We start from the raw sequence: 19,003 nt of genomic DNA, 5'->3' as shown, positions 1-19,003 counted from the left end.
AACGATGGGCTATGCCGCATGCGTGATATTCCAATTCGTCATAAGGCGGCGAACCGGCAAGCAAACTGGCAAGAGGTGGCACGCAAAATAATCCGCGCGTCCCTTGCCATGATAACCATCATACCTACATAGGCGCGCTCGTCGACAGCAGCGGCCAAAGCGACTCAGCCGAGGCGCCAGCCGACCTCCTGGATCAAGCTTTCGTAGAAGGCGCGGTCATAGGCCTGCTCGGGCGCTGCGCGCACGCGCTCGTCAAGGCGCTTTGCGTCCTCGCCCACAAGAATGCGCCAGCGCTCCGCCTTGACCCCGTCGAGGATGATCTTCGCGGCCTGCGCGGCGGTCGTCGGTGCATCCTCGAGAAAGCTGCGGGCGCGCTCGGCGAAGGCCGCCTGGATGTCCTCATCCGACATTTTGTCTGCGTCTGGCACGCCGGCGGCGGCCATGCGCTTACGGGTCAGCGCGATCTCGTCGGCGTTGAGCCGCTCCGAGCCGTCCCCGCTCTGCACCTTGCGCGAATTGGAGACGATCGACGTGCCGATGTGGCCGGGCATCACCACCGAACATTTGACGTGTGGCGCGTGCAGGCGCAAATCGTTGATCAGCGCCTCGGTAAACCCCTTCACCGCGAACTTGGCCGAGTTGTAGGCGGTGTGCGCCTGGTTCATGCCGATCGAGGCCCAGAAGCCGTTGACGCTTGCGGTGTTGACGATGTGGGCCTCGTCCGCCGCCACCAGCATCGGCAAGAAGGTGCGCACGCCGAGATAGACGCCGCCCCAGCAGATGTTGAAGGTGCGCTCCCACTGCTCGCGCGTGTTGGTGAACAGGCTGCCGCCGCCACCGATGCCGGCATTGTTGAACAAGAGATGGATGCGGTCCGTCTTCTGCTGCTCGGCAAGCTCGTCGCGAAACCGCTTGAGGTGATCCTCGATCGAGACGTCGGCGACATGCGTCGTGACGCGCAGGCCCTGCGGCAGCTTCTCGACCTCACAGAGCCGCCTCGTCTCGGCCATCGCGGCCTCCGAGACGTCGCACATCGCGACATTGCAACCCTCGGCAACGAGCTGCCGCGCGAGCTCGCGTCCCATTCCCGTGCCGCCGCCGGTGATCACGGCGATCTTTCCTGCAAAATCCTTCATGGGACCTCGGCCCCTCCCCTTATGTTTCTTTGGCTGCGCCAAGCATCGGGGCGCTGGCAAAAAATGTAGCAGCGCCGCATCCGCTGTTAAAGCGGATCGGCGCGGCTGTTCGATGCCAGTTATTTCGGCCCGCGGACTATTCGGCCGCTTCGACTTGTGGCCCCTTCAGCGCGCCGAGCGCCTCCAGCGCCTTGCGGATCGCGGCCTGCTGCGCCGGCGAGGCCTCCGGCATCGGCGCACGCGGATACGTCTGCGGCAAGCCCTGGAGCATCTGCGCGTAGCGTGTGCAGGCCGGCAGGTTGTCGGCAATGATCGCGTTCCACAGCGTCAGCAGCTTCCCGTGCAGGTCGAGCGCGCGCGGATGGTCGCCCGCCTTCACCGCATCCCACAGCGCGACGGAGGCATGCGGCGCCGCGCTCAGGATCGCGGCGATCGAGCCGTGGGCCCCCAGCGTGTAGGACGGATACATCAGGGCATCGACCGCGCTGTAGATCAGCTTGTCCGGGGCCATCATCATGAGGTCCGCAAACAGCTTGAGGTCGCCCGCGCTCTGCTTGACGCCGACCACCAGCGGCACCTCGGTCATGATCCGCGTCAGCAGCGCCGGCGACAGATACGACCACGGCACGACGTTGTAGATGATGATGGGCATGCCGGTCTCATCGGCCATGGCGCGGAAATGCGAGACCATCGCTTCGTCGTCCGGCTTGAACAGATAGTGCACCGGCGTGACCTGGAGCGCCGCGACATTCATGTCGCGCACGAGCTTGCCGCGGCGGATCGCATCGCGCGTGGAATCGACGATGATGCCGGCGATGACGGGAATACGTCCCCGCACCGCTGCGACCGTCGCCGCCATCAGGTCGCGGTATTCCTCGTGATCGAGCGTGTGGCCCTCGCCGGTCGAGCCGCCGGCGGCGACGCCATGCGCGCCGGCACCGATCATCCAGTCGACCTGCGGCGCTACAAGCTCAAAGTCGATCTCGCCGTCCTTGCGGAACGGCGTCGTCATCGGCGGGATCACGCCTGTCGGTCGTACTTTCATGCTCTGCCCTCGCGTTTCGTTTGGTCCCGCGGCGGTCCCGCTCTTTTGACGGGTTTCCGCAACGCCATCGAAGCCTATCGGCCGCACGCTCGTTGTGAAGCGCGGCTAGCGCGGCGCTGCCCCCACAATCGCTCATTCCTGCACTTATTCCTGGGGGTTCCCCGTAGTTCTCCGGCTTCGGTTTAGGGGCATTTTTTACAATCCGAATCGTCAAATGACGGTGGACGCTGGGTCGATTCGGCCAGGCCAGCGTGTTGTTGGCGTCACAGGCTCTGGCACTCCGCTTGCATACTCTTCGTGGTCAGAAACGACCGAATGAGGTGACTGGAATGTTCGTGACCGTGGTAGCCGTGCTCTGCCGGCTTAGCGCAGCCAGCTCAGGCAGTTGCGTCGAGGAAATCGTGACCGACAGCAACATGACGCCCGAGATGTCGATGATGCAGTGTGCGATCGGCGCACAAGCACCGCTGGCGAAATGGATGGGCGAGCATCCGATCTATCACGTCAATTGGCGCCTTGAGCGTTACAAATGCGTGCCGGGCCGTTACGAGATCAAGAGTCACGCCTAAGACCCTGCAATACGACGTCCATCAAGGAAGCGCCCGGGGCTGCCCTCCGAGCGGACAGCGCCAGCGCCAGACTGATCGAGCCTTGCGTGACAATGATCACGCTTTCCCTCAAGCCACCGCCCGCAAGATGATCGACCGCGCCTGCCGCCCTTCCGGCGTCGGCATCAGCGCATAATTATGCGGCTGGTCACCGAGCAGATGCAGCTCGACTGGCACGCCCGCCGCCCGCGCCCGCTCGGCGAGATCGACGCTGTCGGGGTAGAGCAGATCGCGCGTCCCGGAAAAAATCGTCATCGGCGGCAGCGAACGAAAGGCACCGTTGAGCGGGCTGACAAAGGGATGGCCGACATCGACCTCGCCGGCATAGAGCCGCGCCGCCTCGATGATCCCCGGAATGTCCTGGATCGGATCGCGCGCGGCGATCTGGGCGTGCTCGGGGCGGCTCACAGACGCATCGGCCGCAGGCGAGATCAACATCAGCCGGTCCGGTTGTCGATGACGGCGATCGCGCAGCCATTGGCATGCGGCGAGCGCAAGCCCGGCGCCGGCCGAGTTGCCGACCACCGTGACCTTTGCCGGCCCTGCGTCCTCCAACAGCATCCGCAACAGCTCGGCCGTTCCCGGCACGACGTCTTTTGCCGTGGCGCGCGGCGCCAGCGGATAGATCGGCACGACGCAAACGACGCCCGCCTTGCGCGTCATCTCGCCGACGAAGCGCCAATGCGCCGGCACGATCTCGTTGATGTAGCCGCCGCCATGCAGGAACATGACGAAGTTGCAGCCCTCATGGCCGGAGGACGGCGCGGTGTAATAGACCGGCCAGCCGCCCATCTTGGTCAGCGTCGCCTCGACGCCGCGGCCAAGCCCCGTCGGCTCGAACGAGGCCGGCTGCAGCGCGAGCTTCTGTACATGAGCCTGCACCGCCTCGGCGGATGCGAGCCGCTCCTTGTACGGAAGCTGTCGCAGCAGCAGGTTGAAGGCGCGGCTTTGCAGGCTCGGCGCGGGATCGCGCGACGCCCGCGCACCGAACACGCAGGTATCAGGGCAGAACTGAAAGGCTGACACAAGTCTTGCAACGCTCATGGTCCACTCCGCCTGGTTCAGCATCCATATGGCGACAAAGCGGCTTGCCGAAAGGCCGCCGCTCGCGGATATAATGCGAGCGATCACTCGCTTTTTCCACTCGCATTCGGGATCGCAAGCTTATGGCGCGCAAGCCGCCGACAAAGCCCCGGAAAAATGCCTCGCAGTCGCGCTCGCGCGCCACCGTCGAGGCGCTGGTCGAGGCGACCGCTCGCATTCTGGTCCGCGAAGGTTTTGAGAAGACCAGCACCAACCGCATCGCCGAGATCGCCGGCGTCAGCGTCGGCTCGCTCTACCAGTATTTTCCGGGCAAGGAGGCGCTGGTCGCCGCCGTGATCGACCGTCACAACGGCGAGATCATGACAATCGTCCGCGCCGCTTTCGTCGAGGTCGCGGACATGCCGGTCGAGAAAGCGGTGCGCCGGCTCGTCACCGTCGCGATCGGGGCCCATCACATCGATCCCGAACTGCATCGCGTCCTCGCCGAGCAGATCCCGCGCTCGGGGCGGCTTGCCGAAGTCGAAGCCTTCAATCACGAGGTCCACGCCCTCGTGCGCGCCTATTTCGAAAGCCGCCGCAAGGAGATGCGCAAGATCGACCTCGACATCGCGACCTTCATCTGCGCCAGTGCCATCGAGGCGGTCGCGCACAACACGGTGCTGCACCAGGCCGGGATGCTGTCGGAGAAGACGGTGAAGACGCTGGTGGACGAGACAACTAGGATGGTTGTCGGATATCTGCGGCCGTCGGCGTAACACGCGCCGCCTTGTTACAGATCTGTCGCACTTCAAGAACGCGTGCGCGAGCGTGCCCCGGGGCTTGAACCTGGCGAAAACGCCCCACCTATCCGTGCAGGCGGACAAGTACCTGAGAAAGTCAACTAATGCAGTCACCAGAATGGAAGGCGATGGCCGTCGCTGCGGCGATCGCGGTCCTGTCGATCTCCCTTTTGGCCGCCGATGCGGTGCTGGACCTGAGCGCCAGCGGATTGGCCAAACGGCTGGAGAGCGCGCAGGCTTCCATCGCGGACGCGATGGGGCCGCGTCAGATCACATTCGTCGTCCGGACTTGGGCGCGCGGCAAAGCGCCGCCCGAGCAGCAGTGCCCGCACAACGCCGCAATCGCGCAAAGCTTTGGTCCATTTGAGAAGAAAATGGTCGGAGCGAGAGGATTTGAACCTCCGACCCCTAGTCTCCCAGACTAGTGCGCTAACCGGGCTGCGCCACGCTCCGAATGCCGTTCCATTAGCTAGGATCGCCGCTTTGCGCAAGGCGAGGTCACACCATTTTGCTGGCTCTCTCTACCGGGCGGAGGCCGACGTCCGAGGAACCGGCCGCAAAGCCGGCGAAAACCGCCTCAGCCGTCCTTCAGCGCCTGGTCCAGCATCTCCCGGCAGGCGACGAGGTCGGCGAGCGCCCGGCCCAGCCGCTCGCGGTCCAGCGCGCTCGGACCGGACGGCGCCGCAGTGCCGCCCTTGCGGAAGGTGGTGAGGATTTCCTCGTCGTCGATCTCGGCGAAGCGGAAGTCGATGCCTTCCTCTTCATCGCCCTGGTAGTCGTCATCGTCGGTATCCGCGACCCCCTTGATCGGCGCCTCATCGTCCGGCTCCATCAGGCTCTGGCCGATGGCGTCCTCGATGGCGCCAAACGAGACCGCGGCCGCGCTGTCGGCGAGGCCCTGTACCGACTTGACGCCGTGCTCTTTCAGGATCCGCTGCACGCCGCGGATGGTGTAGCCCTCGCCATAGAGCAGCCGGCGGATGCCTTTGAGCAGGTCGACGTCGTCGGGGCGGTAGTAGCGGCGGCCGCCGCTGCGCTTCATCGGCTTGATCTGGGAGAATCGCGTCTCCCAGAACCGCAGCACGTGCTGCGGAATGTCGAGTTCCTGCGCTACTTCGCTGATGGTTCGGAACGCATCCGGCGCCTTGTCCAAATGCTAGATCCTTTCCGAAAGGCGATTACGCCTCGGGTTGCGCCTTGCTGGCATCGCCATTGGTGCGGTGCTGGGCGTTGATCCGCTGCTTCAGGATCGCCGACGGCTTGAACACCATCACCCGGCGCGGCGAGATCGGCACCTCGGTGCCGGTCTTCGGATTGCGGCCGATGCGCTGGCCCTTCTTGCGCACCATGAAGGAGCCGAACGAGGACAGTTTCACCGTCTCGCCCTTCTCAAGGCAGTCGGTGATCTCCTTCAGCACGAGTTCCACGAAGGCGGACGATTCCGTGCGCGACAGGCCCACCTTCTGGTAGACGGCTTCGCAGAGATCGACACGCGTTACGGTTTTACTTTGATCGGTCATCGCCCTGCCCCACATCACGGCGAACAATTGTTGTCTGAAATTATGAGGTTACGATACAGCGGTCAACAGCGCTCATCAATGCAGGCGCATCGATAATCCGCGCGGATTCCGGCAAAATTTTATCGACTGTTGCTACCAGCGCACCAGCGCGGAGCCCCAGGTGAAGCCGCCGCCCATCGCTTCCAGCAGAACCAGGTCGCCGCGCTTGATGCGGCCGTCCTTGCGGGCCACCGACAGCGCCAGCGGGATCGAGGCCGCCGAGGTGTTGCCGTGACGGTCGACCGTCAGCACCACCTTCTCCGGAGCGATATGCAGCTTATGCGCGGAGGCGTCGATGATTCGCTTGTTGGCCTGGTGCGGCACGAACCAGTCGATGCTGTCGGCATTGAGCCCCGTCGCCTCAAAGGCATCGACGATCACGTCGGTGATCATGCCGACCGCATGCTTGAAGACCTCGCGGCCCTCCATGCGCAGATGGCCGACGGTCTGGGTCGAGGACGGTCCGCCGTCGACGAACAGCTTTGCCTTGTGGCGGCCGTCGGAGCGCAAGTGAGTGGTGACGATGCCGCGGTCGGTCGCAGCCTTGCCCGGCTGCTCCTGCGCCTCCAGCACAACTGCGCCGGCGCCGTCGCCGAACAGCACGCAGGTACCGCGGTCGTTCCAGTCGAGGATGCGCGAGAAGGTCTCCGCGCCAATCACCAGCGCGCGCTTGTAGGCGCCGGTGCGCAGGAAATTATCGGCAGTGGCGAGCGCGAACACGAAGCCGGAACACACCGCCTGGAGGTCGAAGGCCGCGCCATGGTTGATGCCGAGCCCATGCTGCACGGCGACGGCGGTCGCAGGAAACGTATTGTCCGGCGTCGAGGTCGCCAGCACGATCAGCTCGATCGACTGGGCGTCCACGCCGGCATCAGCGAGCGCGGCCTGGGCCGCCTTCGTCGCCAAATGCGAGGTGAATTCGCCCTCGGCCGCGACGTGCCGTTCGCGAATGCCGGTGCGCTGCACGATCCACTCGTCGGACGTGTCGATGCGCGCCGCCAATTGGGCGTTGGTCACCACCTGCTCCGGCAGATAAGAGCCGCAGCCGAGCACGACCGAACGAATTTGAGTCACGAAACAGCCTCCTGCGCGGTCTGCACCGAATTGAGTGCACCACCCTCGCGGTTGAGCATCTGATTGATCTTGTTCAGGAGATCGTAGTGAGCCATCTCATAGCCAACATCGATCGCGTAGGCAAAGCCTTCGGCGTTGATTCCGCCATGGCTCTTGACCACAAGCCCGTTCAGCCCGAGCAGCACGCCACCGTTCGACTTGTTCGGATCCATCTTGTCGCGCAGCGCCTGGAAGGCATTGCGGGCAAACAGGTAACCGAGCCTGGACAGCCAGCTCCGCTGAATCTCGTTGCGGAGTAAGTCCGCCATCTGGCGCGCGGTTCCCTCGGCAGCCTTGAGCGCAATGTTGCCGCTATAGCCCTCGGTCACGATCACATCGGCGACCCCCTTGCCGATGCCGTCACCTTCGACGAAGCCGACATAATCGAGTTCCGGCAGGTTCATCGCGCGCAGGATCTCGCCGGCCTCGCGGATCTCCTCGTGCCCCTTGATCTCCTCGGTCCCGATATTGAGCAGGCCGACCGTGGGGCGCTTCTTGTCGAACACCACGCTCACCATGGCCGCGCCCATGATCGCGAGCGACACCAGATGGCGCGCATCGCCGCCAATCGTGGCGCCGAGATCGAGCACGACCGACTCGCCACGCCTGGTCGGCCATATTGCGCTGATGGCCGGGCGGTCGATGCCGGGCAGCGTGCGCAGGTGGAACCGGGCCATCGCCATCAACGCGCCGGTATTGCCGGCGGAGACCGCGACGTCCGCCTCGCCCTTCTTCACGGCGTCGATGGCCAGCCACATCGACGAAGTCTTGCGGCCGCGCCGTAGCGCCTGACTGGGCTTGTCCGAGCCGCTGACGGCAATTTCTGTATGGATGATCCTCGAGGCGGCCTTGAGCTGAGGGTGCTTCTCGAGCTCAGGCTCGATCTTGGCGCGGTCACCAACCAGCAAGAATTCGGTGTCGCGATGCCGGCCAAGCGAGATGGCGGCGCCAGGAATGACCACGGCGGCGCCGGCGTCGCCCCCCATGGCGTCGAGCGCGATGCGAACCTTGCTTGACATAGAAGTCCTGGAAACCTGGTCTGGTGCGGTCCTGAACGAGCGGGACCGCATAATGGGTTCGCCATGAACGGGGCGACCGGTCAAGTGCCACGTCGCACCCGAACCGGGGCGCGACAATAGCGTTTTGTTATCCCGAAACAACCTCTTGCCCCCAGCCTTTTGCATTCGGGGCGATCCGGCCACGGACCGGCGAAATCACAAGAAATTTCCAGAAAATCAAATAGATGAGCCTGCCTTTCAAACCACTGCCGCAAACGCCTCGCGTTCGCTGGCAAGCGGTCTTACGCAAATCGGCAGCTATTGGCCCTTCTTCTTGTCCTGGAGCGCCTTCAGCGCCGCGAACGGATGGTCCTCGGGATCGGGCGCGGCAATCTCCGCCTCGAACACTGCCCCCGGCTTGCGGGGATACGGATCGACCGCCAGGAACAGTGCGTCGGTGGCAAGCCGGCCGAGATCGATGATGCCGCCAACGATCGCCTCCGGCAGATCAACGACCTCCGGCGGCTCCCGGTCGTCCTGGCCTTCCTCGATCAGGTCGGCGAGGCGGCGCGCTTCGGCCTCGGGTGCGAACATCAGGTCCACCTCCTCGTCGATCTCGCTTTCGATCGGATCGAGCGTGACCACACAAGTCTGGCCGATCCGGGCACGGACATGTCCCGTGACCTGGTAGCGGCCGCCGCTCTTCGGCACGACCTCGAAGCTGGCCTGGGCGGACAGGATCTCGCGAAGGCTGGCCAGATCCGCCATGGCCTGCCGCTCGGCGGCTGACGCCTCGAGTTCGCGATGCACGCCCGTGTCGGGAATCTGGGCAACGATCACGGGCGCCCGCCAGGGATCGGGCTCGGATCCGGTCTTCGGTCGGTTCATGGCGCGACATCCTTAGGCAGCACCGGGGGAAACTTGAAGGCGGCACCGAGAAGCGCGGCCTCGCCGGTCCGGCCCAGATCGGCCTCGCTGGCCTTGGCGTAGGCCGCGAGCTGCCGGGCATGGTCCATACCGATCCCATTCAAGATATTCTTGCAGATCGCCGCTGCCAGCGCCTCGCCATCGCTAGCCATGGCTTGGTCATAGGCCTGCGCCCGGCCGTAAAATGCCTCGCCAAAGGCCCGCATCCGCTTCGGCACGGTCTGGTCGCCCACCCCCATCTCGCGCAGATTGTCGTCCATGTCCTCGCAGAAGCGGTCGAACAGCGCCTGCGACAGTGCGGTGGCGCCGTAGGGCGAACCTTGGACCGTGCGCAGGCGGCGGAGCAGCAGCCAGAGATGCAGCAGCAACAGGTCGAAACGCCCGTTAACCGTATCGGGCACCCCCAAGTCGCGGTAAAATATGGGTTCTCGCGCCTGCGTCACGATCATGCCATAGATGGCTTCAATGGTGCCGGCCGGGGCTAGCCGGGGTTTCCTGAAGTGATTGAACGGCCAAAGCATTGTGGTTTCCGCAAGCGGGCGCGCGCGTGTTGCATTCAGAGCCTCCGCCCGGTACTTCAGCGCCTCGCGCGACGCAAGGGGACGGAATCAGTTCCGCTATGACGATAACGAACCAGACCAGCCTGCGCGCCGACAAGCAGCGCAGCCTTTTTGCACGCTGGCGCGGCCTGCGCATGCTCGCGGCCGTGGCTCTGGTCGGTGGCGCGCTTGCGGGCTGCACCGGCGAGCAGTTCCAGAAGGGTTACATCCTGCCGCCCGGCGCGCTCGAGCAAATCCCGATCGGCGCGAGCCAGGATCAGGTGCTGATCGTGATGGGGACGCCCTCCACGGTCGCGACCCTCGACGGCGAAGTGTTCTACTACATCTCGCAGCGCTCGGAGCGTCCGGTCGCCTTCATGAACCAGAAGGTGGTCGATCAGCGCGTGATCGCGATCTATTTCGACAAGAACCGGCGCGTGCGCCGGCTGGCGAATTACGGCCTGCAAGACGGCAAGATCTTCGACTTCATCAGCCGCACCACGGCGACGTCGGGCCAGGAGATGAGCTACCTTGCGCCGCTGTTCAAGCTGCTGAGCTTCAACTGATCTTTCAGCCTGCGGCGTCCTGCCGCTGTCCGTTCGGCGCTTGCCGCCGCGCGCGGCTTGCCGTTGCGCGCGGCCTTCCCTACGCTCCCTGCAAAACAAGAAGCAGGGAGTGGATTCGTGCCCAATAGTTTGTTGTCCCGCCGTCGCGTGCTGACCGCCGCTGCCGGCCTCTCGGCCGCGGCGATCCTGCCGCGATCGAGCCTGGCCGACTGGAAGCCCACCGAGAACGTCCGCATCATCGTGCCGGCCGCGGCCGGCGGTTCCACCGACGTCATGGGCCGGCTTCTGGCCGCGCATCTGCAAACCGCCTGGGGCCAGTCGGCCGTGGTCGAAAACCGCTCCGGCGGCGGCGGCACGATCGGCACCGCCGAGGTGGTCCGCGCCAGGCCCGATGGCCACACCATCCTGATCGGCAATCCCGGACCGAACGCGATCGCCTACAGCATCTTCAAGAACCTCACCTACAAGCCGGACCAGCTCCAGCCTGTTACCAACATGATCCGGATCCCGAACATCGTCTCGGCACATCCGAAGACCGGCATCAAATCGATTGCCGAATTGGTCGCGTATTTGAAGGCCAACCCGGACAAGCTCAGCTACGCCTCCTCCGGCGTCGGCCAGAGCCCTCATCTCACCGGTGCCTGGTTCCTGCAGCTCACCGGCCTGAAGATGACGCATATCCCGTTCCGCGGCGCCGGCCCCGCGCTGCAGGCTGCGCTCGCCGGCGACATCCAGATCCTGTTCGACAATCTCTATCCGAGCCTGCCGCAAGTGCAGAACGGCACGCTCAACGGCCTGTGCGTCACCACGCCCGAGCGCAGCGAGCTCGCGCCGAACCTGCCGACCATGCGCGAGAGCGCGCCGGAGCTTGCCAGTTTCGACGTGTCGTCGTGGTTCTCGGTGTTCCTGCCGAAAGGCGTCCCGGCACCTGTGCTCGAAGCGCTCAATCTCCAGATCAAGGCGATGCTCGAGCGCGACGACATCAAGAAGCAGATCGTCGCCATGGGCGCCCGCGCCGACTACGGCACGCCCGAGCAATTCGCCGCCTTCGTGGACGCCGAGACGAAGAAGTTCGCCGGCATCATCCAGAAGGAAGGGCTGCAGATGGATGTGCAGTGAGGCGTAGCGTCATTCCGGGGCGATGCGCAGCATCGAATTCCCGCGGCTCGCACCGCGGGGTTTTGTGTTGTCGCATCTGCGCTGCTCAGTGCGCCAGGATCGCCAGCAGCAGCAGGGCCACGATATTGGTGATCTTGATCATCGGGTTCACCGCGGGGCCCGCCGTGTCCTTGTAGGGATCGCCGACGGTGTCGCCGGTCACCGCGGACTTGTGGGCATCACTGCCCTTACCGCCGAAATGGCCGTCCTCGATGTACTTCTTGGCGTTGTCCCAGGCGCCGCCGCCCGAGGTCATGGAGATCGCGACGAACAGACCGGTCACGATCACGCCGAGCAGCATGGCGCCGACGGCCGAGAATGCCGCCGACTTGCCGGCCGCGCCGCCGCCCGCGATCGCGTAGATCAGGAAATAGACGACGATCGGCGACAGCACCGGGAGCAGCGAGGGGATGATCATCTCCTTGATTGCCGCCTTGGTCAGCAGGTCGACCGCCTTGCCGTAGTCCGGCTTGTCGGTGCCCTGCATGATGCCCGGCTTCTCGCGGAACTGGCGGCGCACCTCTTCGACGATTGCGCCGGCCGCACGGCCGACCGCCGTCATGCCCATCGCGCCGAACAGATAAGGTAGCAGGCCGCCGAACAGCAGACCGACCACGACGTAAGGATTGTTCAGCGAGAAGTCCGGATTGACGCCGGCGAAGTACGGGTGATGCGCGGAGTCCGCAACGAAGAACTTGAGGTCCTGGTTGTAGGCCGCGAACAGCACGAGGGCACCGAGACCGGCGGAGCCGATCGCGTAACCCTTCGTCACCGCCTTGGTGGTGTTGCCGACCGCGTCGAGCGCGTCGGTCGACTTGCGCACCTCCTTCGGCAGGCCCGCCATCTCGGCGATGCCGCCAGCGTTGTCGGTGACCGGGCCGAAGGCGTCGAGCGCGACGACCATGCCGGCCAGCGCCAGCATGGTGGCGGTCGCGATTGCAATGCCGAACAGGCCGGCGAGGCTATAGGTGACCAGGATGCCGGCGATGATGACGATCGCGGGCAGCGCGGTCGCCTCCATCGAGACGGCGAGGCCCTGGATCACGTTGGTGCCGTGACCGGTCACCGAGGCCTGGGCGATCGACTTCACCGGCCGATAGTCGGTGCCGGTGTAGTATTCGGTGATCCAGATGATCAGCGCGGTGACGACGAGGCCGACCACGCCGCATTCGAACAGCGCCATGCCGGTGTAGTCGACGCCCTCGAGCTTGCCGAAGCCGATCAGGGCGTAGATCACCCCGGCAATGCCGATCAGGGACAGGATGCCGGTTGCGATCAGGCCCTTATACAGCGCGCCCATAATCGACTGGCTGGCGCCCAACTTGACGAAAAACGTGCCGATGATCGAGGTGATGATGCAGATGCCGCCGATCGCGAGCGGCAGCGTCATCATGTTGGACAGGATCGGCGTCTTGGCGAAGAAGATCGCAGCTAACACCATGGTGGCGACCGCGGTCACCGCATAGGTCTCGAACAGGTCGGCGGCCATGCCGGCGCAGTCGCCCACGTTGTCGCCGACGTTGTCGGCGATGGTGGCCGGGTTGCGCGGATCGTCCTCGGGAATGCCGGCTTCGACCTTGCCGACGAGGTCGCCGCCGACGTCCGCACCCTTGGTGAAGATGCCACCGCCGAGACGGGCGAAGATCGAGATCAGCGAGGCGCCGAAGCCGAGCGCCACCATGGCATCGACCACGGTACGGCTATCGGGCGCGAGCTTCAGCGAATGGACCAGGAAGCCGAAATAGAGGGTGACGCCGAGCAGCGCGAGACCGGCCACCAGCATGCCGGTGATCGCGCCCGCCTTGAAGGCGAGCTCGAGACCGCCGGCGAGCGACGTCGTCGCAGCCTGGGCGGTGCGCACATTGGCGCGAACCGAGACGTTCATGCCGATGAAGCCGGCCGCTCCTGAAAGAATGGCGCCGATCAGGAAGCCGACCGCGACATAAAGCCCGAGGAAATAGGCAAGCAGCACGAAGATGACGATGCCGACCATGCCGATCGTGGTGTACTGGCGCCGCAGATACGCCTGTGCGCCTTCACGCACGGCTCCCGCGATCTCCTGCATGCGCGGCGACCCCGCATCCGCGCTCAACACCGAAGACGTCGCCCAAATCGCGTAGACGACGGAAAGCACTCCGCAGAGCACGATCAACCATAATGCTGTCATGTGATTTTTGCCTCAGATCCTTGATGAACGTACCCCCGGCGCCTTTTGTTGTCCGTCGTGCGGTGCGGCGCCTTGATTTTGAACAAGGCCGTCCCTCGCCCGAAGGGACGGCCCCAGTCGGCGCCAAGCTTGCCAAAATCAAATTGAGGGTGCAACGCCGGAAGCGACGGAAAACGTCGATCCGGGCAGGTATTTAGGTCGAAGACGCCCGCCGTGCGGAAATGCCTGCAAGCTGTGCTTCGATACGGCAAGGAGGATTGGTCCCTGCCGCCTCAGGCGGCGGACCTTGCGGGATGACGGGACGCCGAGGCGATTTCCAGCGTTTGCCCGTCGGCCGTCGTGCGCCGGTTGAAGATCTTGATCTCGTAGACAGCGCCGCTGGGACCGGCCTCCTGCGTCACCGAAACGACCTGCTCGCGGGTGAGGACGCCGAGCTGGACATCCTGGTCGGGCAGGATGAGCCTCCCCAGGTCGTTGACGAACACCACCACAAGACGGCCCTTCGGCATGTTGTTCTTCGACAATGCGCGCAGCTGGCCGTGATAGGGCTGCCGGGTCCAGGCCGATGGCTGGCCGGGATCGACCACGACCTGGATGTTGTTGGTTTCAGGGTGCAAGGTGAGCACCATCTTCGACTGGTCGGGCTTCCATTGCACGGACAGCGCCGGCATGGTTTTCCAGAGGCAATTGAACGCCGCACACTCGCGCGGCAGATTGTCATGGATGGTGCAGCCCCGGCCCGGCTTGCAATGCGAGCACCATTTGCCGGCGGCCTTGCCGAGCTCGACCACATTGTAGACCTTGCAGCAGAGCGTGCAGCTTCCGCACTCCCTGCCGGGAACAACCCGCGCCTCGCCCACATTCGAAACGGCCGCCGTCATCGAATCATGTCCATTGGCTGCTTTTGCATCGGAGGGCCTGATACATCCGCATGCTGTCGCCGGGGTTGCGGCACCGGAAAAGCCGGCGGGCCGATGGGATTCAAGGCGGACTTGAATTCAGAAGTGGCTGTACGACAGGCGCGTCAGGGCCAGTTCCCGGCCCTGCCCGTCCCAAAAGCGCGGCCGCTCATGGCCTGCGACGATCGTGCCGATCACGGTGACAGCCACGCCCGCTGCCCGGCCCGCGGCCACCAACGCATCGCTCCGCGCCGGCGGCGCCGTGCACAGCACCTCGTAATCGTCACCACCGGCAAGCAGCGCCTCGATGCCGACGACGTTGCGCGCCGTCAGGCCTGCCGCCGCGGCTGAGAGGGGGACGCCCGCCACGTTGACGGTGGCCGAGACGCCGGACGCGGCACAGAGTTTTGTGAGATCGCCGGCGAGGCCATCAGAGACGTCCATTGCAGCCGACGCATGATCACGGACGGCCAGCGCCAATGCATTGCGCGGCTGCGGCACGCGGTAGCGCGAGATCAGCGCTTGGCTTGCGGCAGCATTGGAGGCGAGCGCGGCGGCCACGGCGCCGCCGGTGAGCACGTCGAGGCCAAGCGCGGCATCGCCGATCGTCCCCGTCACCAGGATGCGGTCGCCGGGCCTTGCGCCCGCGCGGCCGACCATGCGGCCCTTCGGCACGCGGCCAAAGGCGGTGATCGAGATCATCTGCGGCCCCGGCGTCGAGACCGTGTCGCCGCCGAGCAGCGGGCATGCGAAGGTTTTCGCATCCTCGCCCAGCGCATCCGCGAACGGCCGCAGCCAGGCGTCCTCCTTGCTGCGTAGCGCCAGCGTCAGCACGAAGCCGGCGGGCACAGCGCCCTTGGCGGCGAGGTCGGAGAGGTTCACCCGCAGCGCCTTGCGCGCGATGGTATCAGGCGGATCGGTGACAAGATAATGCACGCCTTCGACGACGGCGTCGGTGGTGACGACGATGTCGTCGCCGGATGAGGACAGGACCGCGGCATCATCGACCAGTCCGAACGCGCCTGGATCCGTCGCCAGCGGCTTGAAATAGCGCGCGATGAGGGAGTCTTCCGCGGAAGGATTGCTCGAGGTCGCCATCGATGTCGGTCCCAACCTCCGTCGCCGCCCTACCCTCGCCCGAATTCATCACCGCGAAACTGCCGGCCGATCTGGTCGAGCACGGCGTTGACCATGCCGGTCTCCTCGCGGTCGACGAAGGCGTTGGCGACGTCGACATATTCGGAGATCACGACGCGGCCCGGCACGTCCTTGCGATGCTCCAATTCATAGGCCCCTGCCCGCAGCACTGCGCGCAGGATCGCCTCGATCCGCTTCAAGGGCCAGCCCTTGGACAGTGCCTCGTCGATCAGCGGATCGAGCTTCTTCTGGTCGCGCACGACGCCGGAGACAACGTCGCGGAAGAACGCGGCTTCCGCGGGCAGGTAAGTGTCGCCCTCGACCTCGTTGCCGAGCCAGTGGCTCTCGAACTCGGCAAAGATGTCGTTGATGCCGGCACCGGCAATGTCCATCTGGTACAGCGCCTGCACGGCGGCGAGCCGCGCCGCACCGCGCCGGTTCGCCTTCTTCTCCGCCGGGCCCGCTGGTTTCTTGATGTCAGCCATGGCTCAGGCCCGCGCCAGGCGGCGCTTGATCCGCAGCATCGCCAGCGCGGCGCGCGCGGCGTCACCGCCCTTGTTGAGCTCGCTGGCGCGCGCCCGCGCCCAGGCCTGGTCCTCGTTGTTGACGGTGAGAATGCCGTTGCCGAGCGGCAGCTTGCGCGCCACCGCAAGATCCATCAGCGCGCGCGAAGATTCCTGCGAGACGATCTCGAAATGGATGGTGTCGCCGCGGATCACGCAGCCGAGCGCGATCACCGCGTCATACGGCTTGCCGTTCGCCGCAGCGGCGTCGACTGCAATGGCCACCGCCGCCGGGATCTCCAGCGCGCCGGGAACCGTGATCACATCATGCGTCAGGCCGGCCGCTTTCAGCTCGGCGACCGCGCCGTCCAGAAGTGCGTCCTGGAGATCGTCATAGAACCGCGCCTCGACAATCAGCGCGCGGGCGCCGGAAATGTCGGTCTGATCCTTCAGGGGTGCGCGCCGCGCGTCTGCCATCGTTCAATCCGTTCTACTGGGGTCGGCGCGTTATGTAGTCGCCGCAGGCAAGTAAGCCAAGTTTTAAACCGTCATTTCCGTCAGCCGCGCCGCGTAGCGGGCCATCAGATCGACCTCGATGTTGACCTCGTCGCCCGCCTTCCAGCCGCCGATCGTCGTGACGTCAAGCGTGTGCGGGATGATCAGCACCGAAAAGGTCACGTCCGTCACCGTATTGACCGTCAGCGAGACGCCGTCGAGCGTGATGGAGCCCTTGGTGGCGATGAAGCGCGCCAGCTCGCGCATGGTCGAGAGCTCGAACCGCGCCATGTCGGGCAGGTCCTCGCGGCTGACCAGGGTCGCAATGCCGTCGGCATGGCCGGCGACGATGTGGCCGCCGAGCTCGTCGCCGATCTTGAGCGCGCGCTCGAGGTTGAGCCGTGTGCCGGCCTTCCAGTGCTTCGCCGTCGTCAGCGCCAGCGTTTCGGCAGCGGCATCGACGTCGAACCAGGTCCTTTGAGGAGAGTCTTTGTCGCCGGTGACGCCGGAAGCGACCACCGTCAAACAAACGCCGTTGCAGGCGATCGAGGCGCCGTCGGCGATGGTGGTCTGGTCATAACTGCAGGCGATGCGCAGCCGGTGCAACTGGCCCTGCGCCGTCGGCGTGAAGCCGACGATCTCGCCGATATCGGTGACAATGCCGGTGAACATGTTAGGTGCGCTCGTAGATGGTGAGAGTATCCCGGTCGAAGGTCTCGCTAGCATGAACCTTGTAGGCCGGCGACTGCGTGATTTTCGACAGGGGCATTGCATCGAGCGCAGCCACGCCGTCGGTGCCGACCGCTTCGGCGCCGCGGAACAGCCAGATCTCGTCGACCAGGTCGGCCGCCACAAAGGACGCTGCCACGCGGCTGCCGCCCTCGACCATCAGCCGCGAGATGCCTTTCCCGGCCAGCGCATGCAGCAGGGCTGCAAGATCGAGCCCGGACGCACTGCCCGGGGCTACACGAATGATCTGCGCGCCGGCTGCGCCAAGCCGCGTCGCTGCCGCCGCCTCGGCAAGCTCCGAGCCCACCACCCAAAGCGGCGTCTCGCGCGCGGAGCGCATGAGCTGGCTCGATGCGGGAGTCCGCAGGCTCTGGTCCAGCACCACGCGCACCGGCGAGCGCGCCGCCATGCCCGGCAGGCGGCAGTTGAGCTGCGGATCGTCCGCCAGCACCGTGCCGATGCCGACCAGGATGGCATCGCACTGCGCGCGCAAGAGATGCACGCGATCGCGCACGGCCTCGCCGGTGATCGCGAGCGGCTTGCCGCCGGCAGCGCCAATCTTGCCATCGGGCGAGACCGCGAGCTTCAGGATCACATGCGGGCGGTGGTCGCAGATGCGGCGGAAATGACCGGCGTGATCGAACGCGGCCTCTGCCGCGCACAGGCCGACGTCCACCGTGATGCCGGCGGCGCGCAGCCGTGCGTGGCCCTGGCCGGCGACCTCAGGATTGGGATCCTCGATCGCGGCGACCACGCGCGTGATGCCGGCCGCGATCACCGCATCGGCACATGGCGGCGACTTGCCGAAATGCGAGCACGGCTCCAGCGTGACATAGAGCGTGGCGCCGCGCGCGGCCTCGCCCGCGCGCCGCAGCGCCTCGGGTTCGCCATGCGGCCGTCCGCCCGGCTGGGTCCAGCCGCGGCCGACGATGACGCCGTTCTTGACGATGACGGCGCCGACGGCCGGATTGGGCCAGGTGCGCCCCTGCCCACGGCGACCGAGCGCCAGTGCGAGCTGCATGAAGCGACGATCGGCGTCCCTGGCCTCGCGGGCCTTCTCCGCAAACTGATCTTCCAGGATGCGGAAGATCATTTGCGGATCGCGGCGAGCCGCGCTTCCTCCTCACCGGAGAGTTCGCCAAGCACGTCGGCGAAATCCTTGGCCTCGCGGAAATTGCGATAGACCGAGGCGAAGCGCACATAGGCGACATCGTCGAGCGTGCGCAGATGCTCCATCACGGTCTCGCCGATCACCTCGGAGGAGATTTCGGCCTCGCCCCCGGTCTCGAGCTCGCGCACGATGGTGGAGACCATCTTCTCCACCCTTTCAGGCTCGACCTGGCGCTTGCGCAGCGAAATCTGCACCGAGCGCATCAGCTTGTCGCGATCGAACGGCACGCGGCGGCCGTTGCGTTTGATCACCGTGAGCTCGCGCAGCTGCACGCGCTCAAAAGTCGTGAAGCGGAATTCGCAGGCGACGCAGACGCGCCGCCTGCGGATCACGGAAGAGTCCTCGGTCGGACGCGAGTCCTTCACCTGCGTATCGAGACTGTTGCAGTTCGGGCAGCGCATCCGTTTGCCTTGGCCGGTTTTCTTGGACT

Annotated in this window: 21 protein-coding genes and 1 tRNA gene; 4 read left to right on the top strand and 18 right to left on the bottom strand. The window is 65.4% G+C overall.

Going from position 1 to position 19,003, the window contains the following annotated elements; all coding sequences use genetic code 11:
• Nucleotides 1-164: 164 nt before the first annotated feature.
• On the bottom strand, nucleotides 165-1,136 hold the full coding sequence (locus JJB99_RS17835; RefSeq protein ID WP_200499942.1) for an SDR family NAD(P)-dependent oxidoreductase: 972 nt from the start codon (nucleotides 1,134-1,136) through the stop codon (nucleotides 165-167).
• 136 nt (nucleotides 1,137-1,272) lie between these two features.
• Nucleotides 1,273-2,181, bottom strand: coding sequence for a dihydrodipicolinate synthase family protein (locus tag JJB99_RS17830; protein ID WP_200499941.1), 909 nt, complete (start codon nucleotides 2,179-2,181; stop codon nucleotides 1,273-1,275).
• 329 nt (nucleotides 2,182-2,510) lie between these two features.
• On the opposite strand from JJB99_RS17830, the gene JJB99_RS17825 reads away from it, so the two are divergent.
• Nucleotides 2,511-2,750, top strand: coding sequence for a hypothetical protein (locus JJB99_RS17825; RefSeq protein WP_200499940.1), 240 nt, complete (start codon nucleotides 2,511-2,513; stop codon nucleotides 2,748-2,750).
• Nucleotides 2,751-2,858: 108 nt separating this feature from the next.
• Here JJB99_RS17825 and JJB99_RS17820 read toward each other — a convergent pair whose 3' ends face one another.
• A complete protein-coding gene (locus tag JJB99_RS17820; protein ID WP_200499939.1) occupies nucleotides 2,859-3,833 on the bottom strand; it encodes an alpha/beta hydrolase fold domain-containing protein in 975 nt (324 codons plus the stop codon).
• A gap of 122 nt (nucleotides 3,834-3,955) precedes the next feature.
• Between JJB99_RS17820 and JJB99_RS17815 the strand changes: the two genes are divergently transcribed.
• On the top strand, nucleotides 3,956-4,588 hold the full coding sequence (locus JJB99_RS17815) for a TetR/AcrR family transcriptional regulator (protein WP_200499938.1): 633 nt from the start codon (nucleotides 3,956-3,958) through the stop codon (nucleotides 4,586-4,588).
• A gap of 399 nt (nucleotides 4,589-4,987) precedes the next feature.
• On the opposite strand, the gene JJB99_RS17810 is transcribed toward JJB99_RS17815, so the two are convergent.
• From JJB99_RS17810 to JJB99_RS17780, 7 genes are all read right to left on the bottom strand, one after another.
• A tRNA-Pro gene (locus JJB99_RS17810) sits at nucleotides 4,988-5,065 on the bottom strand.
• A 124-nt stretch (nucleotides 5,066-5,189) separates the two neighbouring features.
• On the bottom strand, nucleotides 5,190-5,765 hold the full coding sequence (locus JJB99_RS17805) for a MerR family transcriptional regulator (protein WP_200499937.1): 576 nt from the start codon (nucleotides 5,763-5,765) through the stop codon (nucleotides 5,190-5,192).
• Nucleotides 5,766-5,790: 25 nt separating this feature from the next.
• Complete coding sequence (locus JJB99_RS17800) at nucleotides 5,791-6,132, bottom strand: integration host factor subunit alpha (protein WP_018456841.1); 342 nt, start codon at nucleotides 6,130-6,132, stop codon at nucleotides 5,791-5,793.
• A gap of 132 nt (nucleotides 6,133-6,264) precedes the next feature.
• Nucleotides 6,265-7,245 (bottom strand): beta-ketoacyl-ACP synthase III, encoded by a 981-nt coding sequence (locus JJB99_RS17795; protein ID WP_200499936.1) that lies wholly within the window; start codon nucleotides 7,243-7,245, stop codon nucleotides 6,265-6,267.
• Complete coding sequence (gene plsX, locus JJB99_RS17790; RefSeq protein ID WP_200500201.1) at nucleotides 7,242-8,303, bottom strand: phosphate acyltransferase PlsX; 1,062 nt, start codon at nucleotides 8,301-8,303, stop codon at nucleotides 7,242-7,244. Before plsX ends, JJB99_RS17795 begins: the two co-directional genes overlap by 4 nt.
• 297 nt (nucleotides 8,304-8,600) lie before the next feature.
• Nucleotides 8,601-9,170 (bottom strand): YceD family protein, encoded by a 570-nt coding sequence (locus tag JJB99_RS17785; protein WP_200499935.1) that lies wholly within the window; start codon nucleotides 9,168-9,170, stop codon nucleotides 8,601-8,603.
• Nucleotides 9,167-9,730, bottom strand: coding sequence for a ubiquinol-cytochrome C chaperone family protein (locus JJB99_RS17780; protein WP_200499934.1), 564 nt, complete (start codon nucleotides 9,728-9,730; stop codon nucleotides 9,167-9,169). The genes JJB99_RS17785 and JJB99_RS17780 overlap by 4 nt, the downstream gene beginning before the upstream one ends.
• A gap of 98 nt (nucleotides 9,731-9,828) precedes the next feature.
• Here JJB99_RS17780 and JJB99_RS17775 point away from each other — a divergent pair, with 98 nt between their 5' ends.
• The gene (locus tag JJB99_RS17775) at nucleotides 9,829-10,314 is read left to right on the top strand and encodes an outer membrane protein assembly factor BamE (RefSeq protein WP_200499933.1); all 486 of its coding nucleotides are present in this window, start codon (nucleotides 9,829-9,831) and stop codon (nucleotides 10,312-10,314) included.
• Nucleotides 10,315-10,431: 117 nt separating this feature from the next.
• Nucleotides 10,432-11,433 (top strand): Bug family tripartite tricarboxylate transporter substrate binding protein, encoded by a 1,002-nt coding sequence (locus JJB99_RS17770; protein WP_200499932.1) that lies wholly within the window; start codon nucleotides 10,432-10,434, stop codon nucleotides 11,431-11,433.
• Between the two features lie 85 nt (nucleotides 11,434-11,518).
• On the opposite strand, the gene JJB99_RS17765 is transcribed toward JJB99_RS17770, so the two are convergent.
• The 8 genes from JJB99_RS17765 to nrdR form a co-directional block, all read right to left on the bottom strand.
• Complete coding sequence (locus JJB99_RS17765; protein ID WP_200499931.1) at nucleotides 11,519-13,639, bottom strand: sodium-translocating pyrophosphatase; 2,121 nt, start codon at nucleotides 13,637-13,639, stop codon at nucleotides 11,519-11,521.
• A 272-nt stretch (nucleotides 13,640-13,911) separates the two neighbouring features.
• Nucleotides 13,912-14,520 carry a hypothetical protein gene (locus JJB99_RS17760; RefSeq protein ID WP_200499930.1) on the bottom strand — a complete coding sequence of 203 codons (609 nt, stop codon included), beginning with the start codon at nucleotides 14,518-14,520 and terminating at the stop codon, nucleotides 13,912-13,914.
• A 117-nt stretch (nucleotides 14,521-14,637) separates the two neighbouring features.
• On the bottom strand, nucleotides 14,638-15,636 hold the full coding sequence (gene thiL / locus JJB99_RS17755) for a thiamine-phosphate kinase (protein WP_200499929.1): 999 nt from the start codon (nucleotides 15,634-15,636) through the stop codon (nucleotides 14,638-14,640).
• A 29-nt stretch (nucleotides 15,637-15,665) separates the two neighbouring features.
• Nucleotides 15,666-16,160 (bottom strand): transcription antitermination factor NusB, encoded by a 495-nt coding sequence (gene nusB / locus JJB99_RS17750; protein WP_200499928.1) that lies wholly within the window; start codon nucleotides 16,158-16,160, stop codon nucleotides 15,666-15,668.
• A gap of 3 nt (nucleotides 16,161-16,163) precedes the next feature.
• Nucleotides 16,164-16,655: a 6,7-dimethyl-8-ribityllumazine synthase gene (gene ribH / locus JJB99_RS17745; RefSeq protein WP_018644625.1), complete on the bottom strand. Its 492-nt coding sequence runs from the start codon at nucleotides 16,653-16,655 to the stop codon at nucleotides 16,164-16,166.
• A gap of 63 nt (nucleotides 16,656-16,718) precedes the next feature.
• Nucleotides 16,719-17,345: a riboflavin synthase gene (locus JJB99_RS17740; RefSeq protein ID WP_200499927.1), complete on the bottom strand. Its 627-nt coding sequence runs from the start codon at nucleotides 17,343-17,345 to the stop codon at nucleotides 16,719-16,721.
• Nucleotide 17,346: 1 nt separating this feature from the next.
• Nucleotides 17,347-18,495, bottom strand: a complete 1,149-nt coding sequence (ribD, locus tag JJB99_RS17735) for a bifunctional diaminohydroxyphosphoribosylaminopyrimidine deaminase/5-amino-6-(5-phosphoribosylamino)uracil reductase RibD (RefSeq protein WP_200499926.1) — start codon at nucleotides 18,493-18,495, stop codon at nucleotides 17,347-17,349.
• Nucleotides 18,492-18,974 carry a transcriptional regulator NrdR gene (gene nrdR / locus JJB99_RS17730; RefSeq protein WP_027559574.1) on the bottom strand — a complete coding sequence of 161 codons (483 nt, stop codon included), beginning with the start codon at nucleotides 18,972-18,974 and terminating at the stop codon, nucleotides 18,492-18,494. Before nrdR ends, ribD begins: the two co-directional genes overlap by 4 nt.
• Nucleotides 18,975-19,003: the final 29 nt, after the last annotated feature.

The organism is Bradyrhizobium diazoefficiens (assembly GCF_016616235.1).
Taxonomy (GTDB): domain Bacteria; phylum Pseudomonadota; class Alphaproteobacteria; order Rhizobiales; family Xanthobacteraceae; genus Bradyrhizobium; species Bradyrhizobium diazoefficiens_H.
This window is presented reverse-complemented; position numbering and strand designations above follow the sequence as displayed.